Annotated in this window: 12 protein-coding genes; 11 read left to right on the top strand and 1 reads right to left on the bottom strand. The window is 47.8% G+C overall.

All coding sequences use genetic code 11. From position 1 onward, the window contains the following. Nucleotides 1–44: 44 nt before the first annotated feature. The 11 genes from ribF to XMA152_RS04630 all read left to right on the top strand — a co-directional run bounded on the left by ribF (nucleotide 45) and on the right by XMA152_RS04630 (nucleotide 11,812). The gene (ribF, locus tag XMA152_RS04680) at nucleotides 45–977 is read left to right on the top strand and encodes a bifunctional riboflavin kinase/FAD synthetase (RefSeq protein ID WP_173482882.1); all 933 of its coding nucleotides are present in this window, start codon (nucleotides 45–47) and stop codon (nucleotides 975–977) included. Nucleotides 978–992: 15 nt separating this feature from the next. After that, the gene (ileS, locus tag XMA152_RS04675; protein ID WP_173482881.1) at nucleotides 993–3,803 is read left to right on the top strand and encodes an isoleucine--tRNA ligase; all 2,811 of its coding nucleotides are present in this window, start codon (nucleotides 993–995) and stop codon (nucleotides 3,801–3,803) included. Further along, complete coding sequence (gene lspA / locus XMA152_RS04670; protein WP_173482880.1) at nucleotides 3,781–4,278, top strand: signal peptidase II; 498 nt, start codon at nucleotides 3,781–3,783, stop codon at nucleotides 4,276–4,278. Before ileS ends, lspA begins: the two co-directional genes overlap by 23 nt. A gap of 3 nt (nucleotides 4,279–4,281) precedes the next feature. Beyond that, nucleotides 4,282–4,710, top strand: coding sequence for a peptidylprolyl isomerase (locus tag XMA152_RS04665; RefSeq protein WP_173482879.1), 429 nt, complete (start codon nucleotides 4,282–4,284; stop codon nucleotides 4,708–4,710). A gap of 57 nt (nucleotides 4,711–4,767) precedes the next feature. Next, the gene (locus XMA152_RS04660; protein WP_173482878.1) at nucleotides 4,768–5,169 is read left to right on the top strand and encodes a type IV pilin protein; all 402 of its coding nucleotides are present in this window, start codon (nucleotides 4,768–4,770) and stop codon (nucleotides 5,167–5,169) included. Between the two features lie 2 nt (nucleotides 5,170–5,171). Continuing rightward, the gene (locus XMA152_RS04655) at nucleotides 5,172–5,636 is read left to right on the top strand and encodes a GspH/FimT family pseudopilin (RefSeq protein ID WP_173482877.1); all 465 of its coding nucleotides are present in this window, start codon (nucleotides 5,172–5,174) and stop codon (nucleotides 5,634–5,636) included. Next, nucleotides 5,629–6,261 (top strand): PilW family protein, encoded by a 633-nt coding sequence (locus XMA152_RS04650; RefSeq protein WP_173482876.1) that lies wholly within the window; start codon nucleotides 5,629–5,631, stop codon nucleotides 6,259–6,261. The genes XMA152_RS04655 and XMA152_RS04650 overlap by 8 nt, the downstream gene beginning before the upstream one ends. A 2-nt stretch (nucleotides 6,262–6,263) precedes the next feature. Then, on the top strand, nucleotides 6,264–7,385 hold the full coding sequence (locus XMA152_RS04645) for a pilus assembly PilX N-terminal domain-containing protein (RefSeq protein WP_173482875.1): 1,122 nt from the start codon (nucleotides 6,264–6,266) through the stop codon (nucleotides 7,383–7,385). Continuing rightward, nucleotides 7,385–9,388 (top strand): hypothetical protein, encoded by a 2,004-nt coding sequence (locus XMA152_RS04640; protein WP_173482874.1) that lies wholly within the window; start codon nucleotides 7,385–7,387, stop codon nucleotides 9,386–9,388. Before XMA152_RS04645 ends, XMA152_RS04640 begins: the two co-directional genes overlap by 1 nt. Nucleotides 9,389–9,431: 43 nt before the next feature. Continuing rightward, nucleotides 9,432–9,926 (top strand): prepilin-type N-terminal cleavage/methylation domain-containing protein, encoded by a 495-nt coding sequence (locus tag XMA152_RS04635; RefSeq protein WP_173482991.1) that lies wholly within the window; start codon nucleotides 9,432–9,434, stop codon nucleotides 9,924–9,926. Nucleotides 9,927–10,183: 257 nt separating this feature from the next. Then, entirely contained in the window at nucleotides 10,184–11,812 is a 1,629-nt protein-coding gene (locus XMA152_RS04630; protein ID WP_173482873.1) for an NAD+ synthase, read from the top strand. A 97-nt stretch (nucleotides 11,813–11,909) separates the two neighbouring features. Here the strand turns inward: XMA152_RS04630 and XMA152_RS04625 are convergent, their stop codons facing one another. Continuing rightward, a complete protein-coding gene (locus XMA152_RS04625; protein WP_173482872.1) occupies nucleotides 11,910–15,830 on the bottom strand; it encodes a NahK/ErcS family hybrid sensor histidine kinase/response regulator in 3,921 nt (1,306 codons plus the stop codon). Nucleotides 15,831–15,926: the final 96 nt, after the last annotated feature.

The raw sequence follows: 15,926 nt of genomic DNA, 5'->3' as shown, positions 1-15,926 counted from the left end.
CGCGTTTATTATTTGTCTGATGCTTGGGTGAAACTGATAACGCAATGGAACTGATTCGAGGGCTTCACAATTTACGCGATCATCATCGCGGCTGCGTTGCGACGATCGGTAACTTTGACGGCGTTCACTTAGGTCATCAGATGATACTGTCGGGTGTGCGAGAAAAAGCGCAACAACTGGGGTTGCCCTCTGTTGTGATTGTGTTTGAACCGCAACCACGTGAATTTTTTTCGCCAGAGTCAGCGCCACCTCGCCTAACCCGTTTCGGCGAGAAGCTTCGCCTGTTAGAAGCTGAAGGGGTTGATCGCGTGCTGTGCCTGAGCTTCAACGAGCGTTTACGTTCGCTGTCAGCTGAGGCGTTTATTGATGAGCTGCTGCTGAAAGGCTTGGATGTAAAGCACTTTGTAGTGGGTGACGATTTTCGTTTTGGTTGTGATCGCCGTGGCGATTACACACTGTTGAAGGCGGCGGGCGAGTCGCACGGTTTTACCGTTGCCGATACACCGACACTGATTTTAGAGGATGAGCGCGTCAGCAGTTCACGCGTGCGTGAAACACTTTCCGCTAACAACTTATCCTTAGCTGCTCGTCTGTTAGGGCGTCGCTATCGCGTCACCGGCCGTGTACAACATGGGCAAAAAGTGGGTCGTGAGCTCGGCTTTCCGACAGCTAATGTACGCATGCACAAGTACGCCTGCCCTATGCGAGGTGTCTACACGGTAAGGGCGCACTTGGCGGGTAAGGCCTACAACGCGATTTGCAATGTTGGCAGTCGGCCGACACTCAATGGTGTGCGTCCTGTATTGGAAGTGCACCTGCTAGATTTTTCGGGGCAGCTCTATGGTGAGCTGCTCAGTGTTGAATTTTTACATCCAATGCGTGCGGAGCAACGCTTTGATGGATTGGATGCTTTGCGAGAACAGATCGCAAAAGATATCGCTGCAGCGCGCGCTTGGTTCGCTGCCGCAAATACCTAAACTGGGACTGGATTGATGACCGATTACAAACCGACTCTAAACCTGCCGGAAACTGCGTTCCCAATGCGCGGCAACCTGCCATCTGCTGAACCTAAGCGTCTTGCTAAATGGAAAGAGATGGATCTTTACGCACGAATTCGTGAAGTGAGCGCAGGTCGACCAAAATTTATTCTGCACGATGGCCCTCCTTACGCTAACGGCAGTATTCACATTGGTCACGCGGTGAATAAGATCATCAAAGATATGATCATCAAATCCAAAACCCTAAGTGGTTTTGACTCGCCTTACACGCCAGGTTGGGACTGTCACGGTCTACCGATCGAGCACAAGGTTGAGACATTGATCGGTAAAGCGGGCGAGAAAGTCTCTTACGCGGATTTCCGTGCTAAATGTCGCTCCTATGCGACTGAGCAGATCGCCGGTCAGAAAGAGGACTTTATTCGTCTAGGTATTCAGGGTGATTGGGATGACCCTTACCTAACGATGAACTTCAAAACCGAAGCGAATACCGTTCGTGCATTGGGTAAAATTGCAGAACGTGGCCATCTAGTGAAAGGTTACAAACCGGTCTACTGGAGTGTGGTCGGTAAATCAGCCTTGGCTGAGACTGAGGTTGAGTACCAAGACAAAACCTCTACTGCAATCGATGTGCGCTTCACCTTTGTCGATCAAGCCAAAGTGAATGCACTGTTCGGTACCGACAAACAGAATGTTTCACTCGTCATCTGGACAACCACACCTTGGACCATTCCTGCTAACCAAGCGGTATCGGTTAACGGTGAGTTGGAGTATGCCCTGGTTGAAGTGCACCTTGAGAGCGGTGTCGATTACCAGGTTCTAGCCGAGTCAATGGTTGAGTCGATCATGGAGCGCTGGGGCGTAGATAAGTTTGAAGTATTAGGCCGTGTAAACGGTGCGGCGCTGGAGCTGCTTCAACTTGAACACCCTGTGTTTGATCGTGAGGTGCCTGTGATTTTGGGTGATCACGTTACAACCGATGCAGGTACCGGTGCGGTTCACACGGCGCCTGATCACGGTATGGACGACTTCGTTGTCGGTAACCGCTACAACCTTAAAACCCTAAACCTTGTTCAAGCGGATGGTGTCTACACTGACGCGGCAGGTGAGTTTGCTGGCATCCATGTCTACAAAGCGGATGCACCAGTGACGGAAGCGCTAGAGCGTGAAGGTAAATTGGTGCACCTGAAACGTTTCCAACACAGCTACCCACACTGCTGGCGTACCAAAACGCCACTGATCTACCGTGCAACGCCGCAGTGGTTCATCTCTATGGAGAAAGAGAACCTGAAAGCGGACGCAATGAATGCGATCAAGGGCGTACAGTGGTTCCCAGATTGGGGTCAGACACGTATCGAAGCGATGGTTGGTCAGAGCCCAGATTGGTGTGTATCACGTCAACGTACTTGGGGTACGCCGATTACGCTATTCACTCACAAGCAGACAGGTGAACTTCACCCACGCACGACTGAGTTGATCGAGCAGGTTGCGCAGCGTATCGAAGAGACCGGTATCGACGCATGGTTTGATCTAGATCCAGCAGAGCTGTTGGGTGAAGAAGCAGCGGATTACGATAAAGTGACCGATACCATGGACGTTTGGTTCGATTCGGGTGTCACGCACCACTCAGTTCTGCGTACCAAAGAGAGCCTGCACTTCCCGGCTGATATGTACCTAGAGGGGTCGGATCAGCATCGTGGTTGGTTCCAGTCGTCACTGAAAACATCGATTGCGATTAACGGTTGTGCACCGTACAAGCAGGTTCTGACTCACGGCTTTACTGTCGATGAGAAGGGCTACAAGATGTCTAAGTCACTGGGTAACGTCATTGCACCACAGCAGGTGAATGACAAACTAGGTGCGGATATTCTTCGACTTTGGGTTGCCTCTACCGACTACTCGGGTGATATGGCTGTATCGGATCAGATTCTTCAGCGTACGGCAGACAGCTACCGTCGTATCCGAAATACATCGCGCTTCCTATTGGCGAACCTAAACGGCTTTGACCCAGAAGCGCACAGCGTAAAACCAGAAGAGATGCTGGCGCTGGATCGTTGGGCAGTTGATTCTGCTTACCGTTTGCAGCAGCGAGTGATCGATGCGTACAACAGCTACCGTTTCTTGGATGTTTACCAGCAAGTTCACAACTTCTGTGCACAAGAGTTGGGTGGTTTCTACCTAGACATTATTAAAGATCGTCAGTACACGACTAAGCCAGATAGCTTGGCTCGTCGTTCTTGTCAGACAGCCCTTTACCATATTGCGCAGGCATTGGTTCGCTGGATTGCACCGATCTTGAGCTTCACCGCTGATGAGATCATCGAAGTGCTGCCAGGTAACAACCCTGAAAGTGCCATGCTAACGACCTGGTACGAAGGCTTGTTTGAGATGACTGCAGATGATGCCTTTGGTCGTGAATACTGGGAGCGTGTGCTGCAGGTTAAACAGGCGGTTAACAAGTGTCTGGAAGAGGCGCGTAACGAGAAGCTAGTCAAAGCCTCGTTAGCTGCTGAAGTAACACTCTATGCCGATGAGCAGATCACAGCCGATCTGAATCGCCTAGGTGATGAACTTCGTTTTGTATTGATCACATCGACTGCCAGCATTGAGCCGCTAGCGAATGGTGCAGACGCTCGTGAAACGGCGGTTGAAGGCCTTAAAGTCGCAGTTAAAGCGTCGGAAGAGGCGAAGTGTGCTCGTTGTTGGCACCACCGTGAAGATGTCGGTCAAAACGCCGATCACCCAGAGCTGTGTACACGTTGTGTCGATAACGTAGAGGGCGAAGGTGAGCAGCGTCACTACGCGTAACCCTTCAGCACTGCAGTGGCTATGGCTCAGCCTAGCCATTGTAGTGCTTGATCTTGGCAGTAAAGCGTTGGCATCCAGTATGCTGAGCTACAACCTGCCGATCGCTATTCTTCCCATCTTCGATCTAAGACTGCTGCATAATACGGGCGCAGCCTTTAGCTTTTTAGCCAGTGAAGCAGGGTGGCAGCGCTGGCTGTTTGTGGCCATTGCGGTTGTCGTGAGTGGGTTGATCGTTCACTGGCTTCGCCAAACGGAGCCACAGAAAAAGATACAGGCCTTTGGCTATGCCGCTATTTTAGGCGGTGCTCTGGGCAATCTTTTTGACCGTATTGTTCACGGTTATGTAGTGGATTTTTTGTCCTTTCACTACGCAGGTTGGTATTTCCCAGCCTTTAATATCGCCGATGTGGGTATCACCCTTGGCGCCATCGCATTGATTGTTGATGCACTATTTTTATCAAAAGACCGGAGCTAATAGATGAGCGAACTTACCATTGAACAGGGCCGTAAAGTGACCATGCACTTCGCGATCAAACTCACCGATGGACAGATCGTGGACTCGAACTTCGAAGGTGCTCCTGTCGAATTCGAAGTGGGCGATGGTAATATCCCCGAAGGCTTTGAAGCCGCTTTGTCTGGGCTGAAAGTGGGCGATCATCTCGATCTAACCATCGATCCAGAGCGCGGCTTTGGTCAGCACAATCCAAGCAACATCCAAACCATGAAACGCTCAGACTTCAAAGATATGGAGCTAGAGCCAGGCTTGGTCATCTCATTCCAAGAGCCCGGTGGCGAACTGCCCGGTGTCATCGTCGAGTTCGATGACGAGCGTGTGGAGGTTGATTTCAATCACCCTCTTGCAGGAAAAACGATTCTTTTCGAAGTTCAGGTTCTGAATATTCAGTAAAACCCCCTCCATTTTCTGTTCCTCTGCTATATTTAATGAATGTAACGGAGGGATTCAATGCGTCACCAAAAAGGCTTTACTCTGATTGAACTGATGATCGTAGTGACGATCATCGGAATTCTTGCGGCTATCGCTTATCCGGCTTATCAGGATTATGCCATACAGGCTAAGAGGTCAGACGCTATGAACTCGCTATCTCAAGCGCGAATTGATCAAGAAAAGTTTAGAGCCAATAACACCGAATTTGCTGATTCATTAGAACTTTGGGGGACTAATAGTATTTCCTCTAACGATGGTTATTACACTTTAACTGTAGTCAGTAATTCAACTAGTTCGTTTGAGATAAAGGCCGTTGCAGGACATGTTGATGACGAATGTGAAGAGCCCTTTGCCGTCAATCGAAATGGCCCGACTTCTGGAGCTGGTAGCTACGTTGATTTGGACTGTTGGGGCAGATAGCAATGTCTTATTTTGTGTATCAAAAAGGAGTCAGTGCAATCGAATTAATGGTGACTGTCGCCATTATCGGAATCATTGCGGCTATCGCTATACCTTCATACCAAGATTACATCGCTAGAGAGCGTTTGTTAGGTGCAGCTCAGGCAATCTACAGTCAGGCTATATTGGCTAGGCGCCAAGCTGTATCGAACAATGGCACTCGATACTTCTTTGTCAGCGATGATTCGGGTGACTGGTGTGCGTATGCATCCAGTGTGAGTAATGCAACATGTGCATCGTCTGATGCCCCGATCTATGCTCACGGACGTGATTACCCTGGCGTCACGGTTTCAACCGGAGTAAGTACAGCGTTTGTAATGCCGGCATTGTCAGCTGCGTCAGTCTCTATTCCAGTCACTGGTGCAAACGGTGACTCTCGAAAAATATTCATTTCCAATAATCAGTTGATTAGGGTGGTAGATGAGTAGATTGAGAATGAAGTTTCAGTCTGGCTATACCTTGATTGAACTGATGATCGGTATGGCGGTGGGTCTTATCGTTCTTTCTGGAGCGCTGTTTCTCTACCTGCAGATATTTAATGTGAGTAAAACAACCCTAGCTTCTACTCAACTCAACCGAGAATTGAGCATTCTTCTAGATACTATGAGCGGCGAGATTCGTCGTCATGGCTATTCGGCTCAAGGTAGTAATAGTTACTACCAGACAACTAGCTCCGCTCTAGATGTTAATGTGAGTGGAGACTGCATTTTGTATGGTTACGATGTTAATTCAGATGACGAGACCAATGTTTCATCTGATCCAAAGGTTTTACCTGATCAAAAGGGCTTTAAGTTATTAGATAACGTCATTTATACAAAGTCAGGATCATTGGACGGTTGTGATGATTCTGATTGGACTGCTTTTACAGATAAAACGGTTATGAATATTAGTGACCTAACGTTTACTTTGAATACCGTGTCCACAGCTAACGGTAGCGTTACCGTCTACTCTCGATCGGTAGATATATCTATTGCTGCATCTCATGCGACTGAATCAATAAGCTCTACAAAATCAGTCTCTGTATTAATACCTAACAACTACGTTGAGGACTGAACATGATCATTTCTCACCGAATACAAAATCAAAAAGGCATAGCGACACTAGTTACAGTTATCGTTCTGCTAATGGCTACAACTATTACAGCTTTCACGATTTCTTCTTCTATTATCAATGAAAAACAAGTGGTGGCAGATGAGCAACGTGCTATCGCTGCTTTTGAAGCTGCGCAGTCTGGTTTGTCACTGGGTGTATCTGCTTTCAGAGAAACAATGGAATTGCCAAGTTACTCTGAAAGAACTTCTGGCTCTCTTGATACAACAGGTTCAACTTGGGCTTATTGGGGTGAATTTGAGGGGGATGTTTTAAAGTTATACGCACAAGGTGATAGTGGTGATGGATCTGTTTCGCGGATAGTTAGTGCCGTAATTAGCTATCAGAAATTAAACCCGCCGAAAGTTCCTATTGTTGCCGCAGGCGGTACTACTCTTTCTGGGAACTTTACAATAAAAAACAACTCCGGGAATTTTACCATATGGAGTGGTGATTCTGTTGATATAGGTTCATCAGGTGGAGGTACTTGGAGTAGCTATGTACCTCACCCAAGTGAACTTGGTACTTATATCGAATCTTCCAATAAGAATGTCAGAGGTAGTGATTTAATTGAAAATGATCCAGCTCTAAGCACTTTGGATAAAACCGAGTTTGAAGAGGCATTTCTGGGGTCAGAAATCGTAACTTTCTGTGGAGGTGAAGAGAATTTTATTGATGAAAATGACGATAGTACATTTAATGGCTTTGAAACCTTTAAAGAAGCAATTGAAAATGCCGGTAGCGTTATTTGCCTCAAAAACACTAAAGAGACAGGTACGACGGGAGTGAGTATTCCTAGCTCGACAGATTTAGGAGTAGATCAAAAAGTAATCGTAATTGACGATGACTGGTCAGCTGGAAATCCACCAGCTATAACGGGTTTAGTTTTCGTTTCGGGAAATGTTGACAAGTTCAATGGTAATGGTGGGTCGTTTGATAGTCCTAAATTTAAAGGCTCACTTATTTCTTATGGCGCAGTAGATATGGGTAATGGAGGAATAAATATAGAGTTTGATTCTAATTACACAAATGGATTGGGAGATGGCGCTAGTGCATCGACATTAGTCGGCAGCTGGAGAGATTGGTAATGTTACATCAAAAGAAAGGTAGTGGTTTTGTTCTTATTGAAGCCCTAATAGCACTTGTTGTATCAGCTGTTGGGCTGCTTGGCGTGGCATTTTTCACAACAACTCTGTTTTCTGAATCCACAGATACGAAGGCAAGATTTGAGGCTCTTCTATTAGCTCAAGCAAAGATTGATAAGCTTAGAGAGCTTTCTGGGCAGGCTGAGTTAGCATCACTTGGAACCTCTTCATGGTCTTGGCCATCAGAAGTTGCATGTGAAATCGTTAATGGATCGAGCGAAACTTTTTCAATCAATGGAACATTAACCCCTGACACAACTACTGATTCTGTTATGGGAGTTGTTAACGTTTACTGGGGTGGCTCTGAATGCGATTCAGAAAATAACATCAACCTTTCTACTGTAGTAGTTGCTGATGCTTTCGATATTTCTTTGGTTGGTGGTACTGTTACTGGAGTTGATCTTAGTGGGTTGGGAACAAATATTAATCCGCCAACCGGCAATGCAAGTTATGGTGACGACGCACCAGGAGGAGTGCTACCAGTTGGTGTGACACTTAAAAACGTGGTTGTTTCACAAGCTGAAGGATCTAATGAAATTCGTTTAATTTCGACTATCAATGGTGAAGAAAAAGAGTTGCTAGTTACAACTGACTCTGCAGGTTTTGCGGAAGTTCGAGGTATCGTTTACGTTCTTGATGAGATCGATGTTTCGCCAGATGACTCTAATTTTGTAATCAAACCCTCTGATACTGGTGTATGTCCAAAAGGGCCAATACAAAATGGTGTAAATGGATTATTTATCGAGTATGTGTGTTTCTTTGGCGGTGGTTGGTACGGGAACATTCCTATATTTATAGGCTCGGATACTTCACAATCTGTAGTGGGTGACCCGACCTGTGATACAAGTGATGCGAGTTATAATCCTATATTGTGCAATGTAACTAATTTGGATTCTCGGTCTCCAGAATGGGCAGACAATAACCAAAGAATTTACCGTGGATATTCGGTTGCTTTCGGTGATGGGGGAGCACTATTTGATAATGATGGAAATTTAATTTTAATCTCAAAAGGTCTTGAACCTGGCGATATTTATGGCTATGGGTCGGACAAACCTGACAGGGTTGCAGGGCACAATTTCGTGTTGGCCGAAAGTACCACTACTCCGCTACAAGCCACGTCATCAGCAATTAATAATTCTGAGTACACTAGTTTATTCTCGGGTGTGGTAGGTGCTGCATTTAATAATTTTTTAGGTAATAAAGGAGATTATGTTTGTTTGGATATAGAAGGTTCTAAGAATTGTCCAAATCAAATTGTTTCTATTGGGGTTGCAACAGTTTCAGCTTCGAAAATCTCAATTTCTGGTTCTGTCTCCGGCGCAGTTGCTGCTGCTTCTAGCATAGGGTTATCCGCTTCTAATGCAATCTTAAGTTCTACAGATCAATTTCCAAGTGGCTATATAACAGCGTGTTATGTTCAAGAAGATGGAAGCTGTGACGACTCTCAGTCTGGAACATATCAAGTTTGCACAACTACTGGGGAGCAATATGATTGTGATATTTACACATCGGGATCGTGGACTGGACAAATACAGCATGTTTTAAACGATCAATTAACTGATAGCGGGTACCAGATCTGTTCCCCAACAAACGGATTAGAAGAGTTCGTAGGTGTTTCTAGTGACATGGGGGGGCAATCGGTTTTTGTATCTGACGATTGCTCTTCATTAGATGGTTTTTGTACGGTTGAAATTACATCACCATCTTCAACTGTTACGAAAAATAAGGAATTTACACTTGAATATACAATTACAAATGCTGCAGAGAACGCCACCTCTGTTTCTAGTGCTAACAGCTCCATACAAAACATATCTAATATCAGTGAAACAAAAGCGACTGTCTTAGCTCCGAAAGACTCAAGTGTTTCATTTAAACTTACAGTTACTAATACTTCTGGTGGTATTAGTTGTAGCGATTCAATAACCCTATCAACAACCAACAATTAAAAACTCACAAGATTTAAGGTGGTATTTTTGAAAGGAGGTAACCATGGACGGTTACAATCACCCAAGGAAGGGTGGCTATACCCTTATCGAACTGATGATCGCGGTCGTGATCATCGCTATTCTCTCTTCCATTGCGTTGCCTGCGTATACCCAATTCACGGTGCGTGCCAAGTTGATGGATGCTCTGGCAGCGACTGAGCCCATCAAGTTGGCGCTAGTTAATTATGCGATTGCGAATGGCGGTACTTCAGGGCTTTCTAAATTACATTGGACCAAAGCTCTAAGTGAGTTAGGTATCAGTAATGAATACTTTGGTGATAACTCCGCTTATGTGAAAAATGCCTGGTGGAGCCATTCTGCCGGCGAGATTCGGGTATCGATTGCCAATATTGATGCGCTGGAAGGGCGGCGGTTTGTGTTGCGGGCGGAGAATCCGGATTTTCCGACGACTTGGCGATGTATTAGTGATGATTCGGATGAGTCGTTGATTCCTAGTGAGTATTTGCCAAGTTTCTGCCAAACATCTGCGGATGATTAAAAGCGGTCGGCGTCCCTTTGGGTGGCCTCCTACAGGGTGTGTTTTTCCATGGTGCGGATGACAGGTTAAAACCAGTCACCTGATCGCTTCCTCTTTGAGAAAGCTCCAACAGGGTGCTTTTTATTGGGGTGGTGATAGGCTGAAGCCAGTCGTCATGAATGAATTTTCGGGCTTTTTCGCTTTGCTCAAATTCCCTCCTACGGGGGATGTGCGTATACTTTGGCAATCTATTTAATTTGAAGATTTCAGATCGCTTTATGTCTCAGCAACTTGTCGTCGCGCTCGCTCAAATCAATTTTCTTGTCGGTGATATTCCGGGTAATACACAAAAGATGATCGATGCTGCTATGGATGCAGCGTCTCAAGGTGATACGGATATCATCGTCTTTTCGGAGCTGTCGATAACCGGTTATCCGCCTGAAGATCTGCTTCTGCGTCCCAGTCTTAAACGACGGGTTGATGAAGCTCTAAATCGCTTGAAAACTGAGGTCCGCGGCATTGCTTTGTTGGTGGGCTATCCAGCTGAGAAAGAGGGCGAGTTACGCAACATGGCGGCCATCATTGAGGATGGTGAGGTGTTGATCGAGTATGCCAAACAGCATCTGCCTAACTATCTTGTCTTTGATGAAGATCGCTACTTTGAACCGCACACTAATGACGGTGTATTTGAGTACAAGGGTCACACTTTAGGGCTGCAAATCTGTGCCGATATTTGGGAGAGAGAGCCGACTCAACGCCAGGCCGAGGCCGGTGTTAAAGCGATTCTTGTGCCTAATGCATCTCCCTATCACATGGGTAAAACCAATGAGCGTACCGAGGCGTTACAAGATCGTGCAACCACTGCAAATGCCCCGATTGTCTATGTAAACCAAGTGGGTGCGCAGGATGAGTTGGTCTTTGATGGTGGTTCGCAGGTCGTGGATGCCAAGGGGCAGCTAGCCTACATGGCGCCTCATCATGAAGAGGGTATCTACAAGGTATCTATCGATCTTGAATCGGGTGCTGTTGAGCCGCTACAGCCTTCAACGCCCGAAGCTGATCACTATAGTATGGTCTACCAAACGCTTGTAATGGGTGTGCGTGATTACGTTAACAAGAACGGCTTTAAGGGGGTAGTGTTTGGCCTATCTGGCGGTATCGATTCGGCATTAACGGCTGCAGTTGCTGTGGATGCCTTGGGTCCGGATCGCGTTGAGTGTGTCATGATGCCGTTTAAGTACACCTCCTCTATCAGTGTCGAAGATGCTGCACTGGAAGCAGAGGCTCTAGGCATTCGCCACTCAGTGATCTCGATTGAACCGATGTATGAAGCATTCATGCAGGAGTTGGCGGGCGAATTTGCTGGCACAGAGGTCGATGCAACGGAAGAGAACCTGCAAGCACGCTGTCGGGGTGTCTTGTTAATGGCGATCTCTAATAAGAAAGGCTACCTCGTTCTTACGACCAGCAATAAATCGGAAACGGCCGTCGGTTATTCAACCTTGTACGGTGACATGGCGGGTGGTTTCTGTGTTCTTAAAGATATTCCGAAAACTCTGGTCTATGAGCTATCGCGTTACCGCAATACGATCAGCCCGGTCATCCCAGAGCGTGTCATCACTCGTCCACCCTCGGCTGAACTTCGTCCAGATCAAACAGACCAAGACAGCTTGCCAGATTACGATCAGTTGGATGCGATCATCGAGATGTACGTCGAGCATGATTACAGCGCAGAGATGATTATTGCTGAGGGGTACAACGAAGCCGATGTACTGCGAGTGATTCGTCTAATCGATATTAATGAGTATAAACGTCGCCAAGCGCCGATCGGAACGCGTATTACCAATCGTGGCTTTGGTCGTGACCGACGTTATCCGATAACGTCTGGGTGGAAGGCTGGGGTTTAAAAGAAAGTGGTGTCAGGCTGAAGGCCAGACACAGCCGTCAAAAAATCGCGGCCTTTTTAAGACCGCTCCAACAACAAGTTTAAGACCGCTCCAACAGCTACTTCGAGACGTTTTTGCTGATCAGCTGGCGCAGAGCGGCTGGTTTGACCGGTTTGTTCAGCAGTATCGCGCCGTGTTCTGTTATCTCTGCTTTAACCTCGTCGGTTCGGTCGGCGGTGATGATGATTGCCGGCACGTCGCCGAGTCCCAGTTCAGCTAGCTCTTTCAATGCCATGATGCCGGTATCGGTCTCGCCAAGGTGGTAATCGACCAGCATGATGTCCGGTCTGAATGAACCATCGCTACAGGTTTCAACAGCCGCTTGAATGGAGAGGGCGGTTCGTACTTCACAGCTCCAGCCGGTCAGTAGTGCGGTCATCCCCTCTAGGATCTTCGGTTCGTTATCGATCACCAATACGTTGACGCCGTTTAGGCCTTTCGAGCGGATCCAGCCACGCTGTTGTGGTTTCTGCTTCACAGCAAGTGCAGGGTCGCCCAGCGGAACATCAACACTGAAGACCGTGCCTTTGGTCGGCCAGGATCGAACATTCAGCTTATGCTTCAGCATCTTGGCGATACGTTCTGTAATCGCCAAGCCTAATCCGAGCCCTTGTACCTCTGAGTGGCGTGGGTTGTCGATGCGACGAAACTCTTCAAAGACTTCAGAGATCTTATCCTCTGCAATGCCGACACCGGTATCCCATACTTCAATGCGGATAAACTTGCTGTGGTGGCGAACACCCAGCAGTACTCGGCCCGAGTTGGTGTAGCGGATCGCATTTGAGATGAAGTTCTGCAGAATACGACGCAGTAGTGTTTGATCTGAATGCACCACCGCTTTGCAGTCGATACTCTTGAATTTCAGCCCTTTCTTCTCCGCCATAGCGGTGAATTCAGTATCCAGGTTCGAGAAGACGTTTTGGACAGAGAAGTGAGTCATGTTGGGCTCTAGCGCACCGGCATCCAGCTTGGAGATGTCCAGTATGGCAGTAATGAGCTCTTCCGCTGATCGCAGAGCACCATCCAAGTTATCAACCAACTGTGCGGTCTCGTTCTGGTGACTCTGTTGAGCCAGCGCCGATGTGAAGAGACGAGCCGCATTCAGTGGTTGCAGCAGGTCGTGGCTGGCCGCAGCCAAGAATCGTGTTTTACCTAAGTTGGCCGCTTCAGCATCCGATTTGGCCTGGCGTAGTTCATCTTCCATTAGCGCACGGACGGTGTTCTCTTTGCGCAGCTCTTTGTTAATTAGGGATACCGCTTGGGTGCGCTCTTCAACACGTTTCTCAAGGTTTTCATTAGTCTCTTGCAGAGCGATCTCGGCATTACGGCGCTCTGTGATATCTTGGTAAAGTGTGAAGTAACCCAAGATGTCCCCGTACTCGCCAATGTGCGGAATCATCGTTAACTCAGCAAAGCGCAGTGAATCGTCTTGGGTCGGTAAGCGAGCTTCAAATTTGACACGTTCACCCTGCAATACACGTCTCACGAACGGCTGGCGCAACTCATACTGATCTTTAGGCATGATGGTATGACTAGGTGTGCCGGCAATGGTATGTCGGTTAATGCCAACGCCATCAGCAAACGCTTTGTTGACGAATAGGTAGTTCTGTTCCGGATCAAGATAGCTGATCATGACCGGCACGTTGTCGGTATAGACACGGATGTTCTGCTCACTCTCACGCAGTGCATCTTCGACACGCTTGTGCTCGGTAATATCCATGTAGGTGTTGACGTAACCGCCATCGGGCATCGGGTTACCGCGTACCTCTAACACTTGGCCGTTCGGGCGATAACGTTCAAACCCGTGCGGTTTGCCAGAACGCAGCAGCTGCATGCGCTGTTCAACCTGTTCATCGATGGAGTTTCCAGAGAATCCATACTCACCATGAACCGCGTTGAAACGGATAATCTCCTCGATGGGGCGGCCGACGCTAATTAGCTCTTCTGGGTAGTCGAACATGTCGATGAACTTTTGGTTCCATGCAACCAGACGATACTTCTGATCGACTACGCTGATGCCCAAAGAGACGTTCTCAATGGTCGACTGTAGCAGCGATTTGTTGAAACGCAGTGCCTGTGATGCCTCATCAACAATCGCAACGACATCGCCAATCTGCATATCTTTACCGCGCAGTGTCGAGTCCATGACGATGCGGGCTGATGACGCACCGATAACACCAGCCAGTAGGCGTTCTATATATTGGATCAGTTCGTTATCCGCTTTGACACCCGCTGACAATGGCTCTTCATCGCGACTGCTCCAATACTCGTTCATCGCCTCTTGTGTGCGGCGAATGCCCAAGAAACGCTCAGCAAGCATCTGCAGGTCGCTGATGGTGACGGGCGTCGTCTGACGACCTGGCTCTGTTGTTTCGTCACGTCGGCTATCGACATACGCACTGGCTTGAATTCGATCTACTAAACGGGCGCGCGTTAGGTTGGATACTAGGTAGTAGGCCAGAATGTTAATTCCCAGAGACCAGATGACACCATGAGTCAGTGGGTTAATTCCTTGAATTCCAAATAGGGAGGTTGGTTGTAACCAAGTTGGAATGACACCGTCACGTATCAGTGTATCAGGAACTAAATTGGCGACTTCGAATACAGGGTAGACTAGCGTATAGCACCAGAGTGCAAAGCCGCTTACTAAGCCAGCAATGGCACCGCTTCGGTTGCCCTCTTTCCAGTACAACGCACCGATGATACTGGGTAAGAATTGAATCGCTGCGACAAAGGCGAGTAGACCAAAGGAGGCGAGGGAACCCTGGTCCCCCAAAATTCGGTAGTAGAAGTAGCCCATCAACAGAAGCATGAAGATGGTGATACGGCGCACACTTAACAGTAGTCGGCCAAGATCTTTGCTCTCTGCAATGCGAAGACTCGGAATGCGCAGCAGAATAGGAATGACTATGTCGTTACAGACCATGGTAGCCAGAGTAATAGAGGCCACGATAACCATACTGGTCGCCGCTGAAAGACCACCGATAAAAGCAAAGGTTGCCAGCCCCGGGTGGCCCTGGCTTAACGGTAAGGTCAGTACCCAGGAGTCCGGGTTAAGCGCAAAAGTTGGCAGTGAGATAGCACCGGCCGACGCGATGGGTAGAACGAATAGCGCTAGTAGAAATAGGTAAGCAGGGAAGAGCCAGCGGGCGATTCTAAGATTGTTGTGTTTGATGTTCTCGACAATGGTCACATGAAACTGGCGTGGTAGACAGATGATCGCACCACAGGCCAGCAGAATTTCAGTTAAGAAACTCCCCGCAAACAGCGAGCCTGAAAAGTTAGTCGAGTGCAGTTGCGATTGAACACTGGCAACTGTCTGCTCTACACCACCATAGAATTCAAAGGTGACAAAGAAACCGACCGCAAGGAAGGCCGTCAATTTGATGACCGACTCAAACGCAACGGCTAATACCAAACCCTGATGGTGCTCAGTGGCATCAATATGGCGAGTACCAAACAAAATCGCGAATAGGGCCATTGTGAGCGCTACAACAAGGGCGGTATCACTACCTTTGCTCAGCGCTTCCGTCGCAGCCGGAGCGATCGCGTTGTAACTCACTGCGACCGCTTTCAGCTGAAGCGCGATGTAGGGAATGGTTCCCAAAACTGCTATTACAGTAACCAGAACGGCGATGGTTTGGCTTTTGCCGTAACGTGACGAGATAAAGTCGGAGATGGTAGTAATGTTCTGCTGTTTACTGACGCGACTGATCTTCTCAATAACCTGCCAGCCCAAAATGAAGACAATAACCGGCCCAATATAGGTCGCCAAAAACTCCCAGCCAGTGGTGTGGGCTCGTCCGACGGCACCGTAAAAGGTCCAAGATGAACAGTAAACCGCCAAGGAGAGTGAATAGATGATCGGGTTGCCCGCCCAGCTCTTTCCGGCACGACTTCGATCGCCTAAGTAAGCGATCGCAAATAGTAGGCCAAGGTAGCCTAAAGCGATAAGGGTGACGGATAGACCTGACAGCATGGTGTAATTCCTAACAACGGTTGCAGGACATTCTAACGATTTGTGCCGTTTCGACCAAAAGTTTCAGTTCAATGCTTAAAAACAGTGTTTTTGATG

This window comes from Marinobacterium sp. xm-a-152, assembly GCF_013282965.1.
Classification (GTDB): domain Bacteria; phylum Pseudomonadota; class Gammaproteobacteria; order Pseudomonadales; family Balneatricaceae; genus Marinobacterium_E.
This window is presented reverse-complemented; position numbering and strand designations above follow the sequence as displayed.

Bases quoted from the DNA above. Each gene is read 5' to 3' on its own strand.
- ribF (WP_173482882.1), top strand. From the start codon at position 45: ATGGAACTGATTCGAGGGCTTCACAATTTACGCGATCATCATCGCGGC.
- ileS (WP_173482881.1), top strand. From the start codon at position 993: ATGACCGATTACAAACCGACTCTAAACCTGCCGGAAACTGCGTTCCCA.
- XMA152_RS04665 (WP_173482879.1), top strand. From the start codon at position 4,282: ATGAGCGAACTTACCATTGAACAGGGCCGTAAAGTGACCATGCACTTC.
- XMA152_RS04660 (WP_173482878.1), top strand. From the start codon at position 4,768: ATGCGTCACCAAAAAGGCTTTACTCTGATTGAACTGATGATCGTAGTG.
- XMA152_RS04655 (WP_173482877.1), top strand. From the start codon at position 5,172: ATGTCTTATTTTGTGTATCAAAAAGGAGTCAGTGCAATCGAATTAATG.
- XMA152_RS04650 (WP_173482876.1), top strand. From the start codon at position 5,629: ATGAGTAGATTGAGAATGAAGTTTCAGTCTGGCTATACCTTGATTGAA.
- XMA152_RS04645 (WP_173482875.1), top strand. From the start codon at position 6,264: ATGATCATTTCTCACCGAATACAAAATCAAAAAGGCATAGCGACACTA.
- XMA152_RS04640 (WP_173482874.1), top strand. From the start codon at position 7,385: ATGTTACATCAAAAGAAAGGTAGTGGTTTTGTTCTTATTGAAGCCCTA.
- XMA152_RS04635 (WP_173482991.1), top strand. From the start codon at position 9,432: ATGGACGGTTACAATCACCCAAGGAAGGGTGGCTATACCCTTATCGAA.
- XMA152_RS04630 (WP_173482873.1), top strand. From the start codon at position 10,184: ATGTCTCAGCAACTTGTCGTCGCGCTCGCTCAAATCAATTTTCTTGTC.
- XMA152_RS04625 (WP_173482872.1), bottom strand. From the start codon at position 15,830: ATGCTGTCAGGTCTATCCGTCACCCTTATCGCTTTAGGCTACCTTGGC.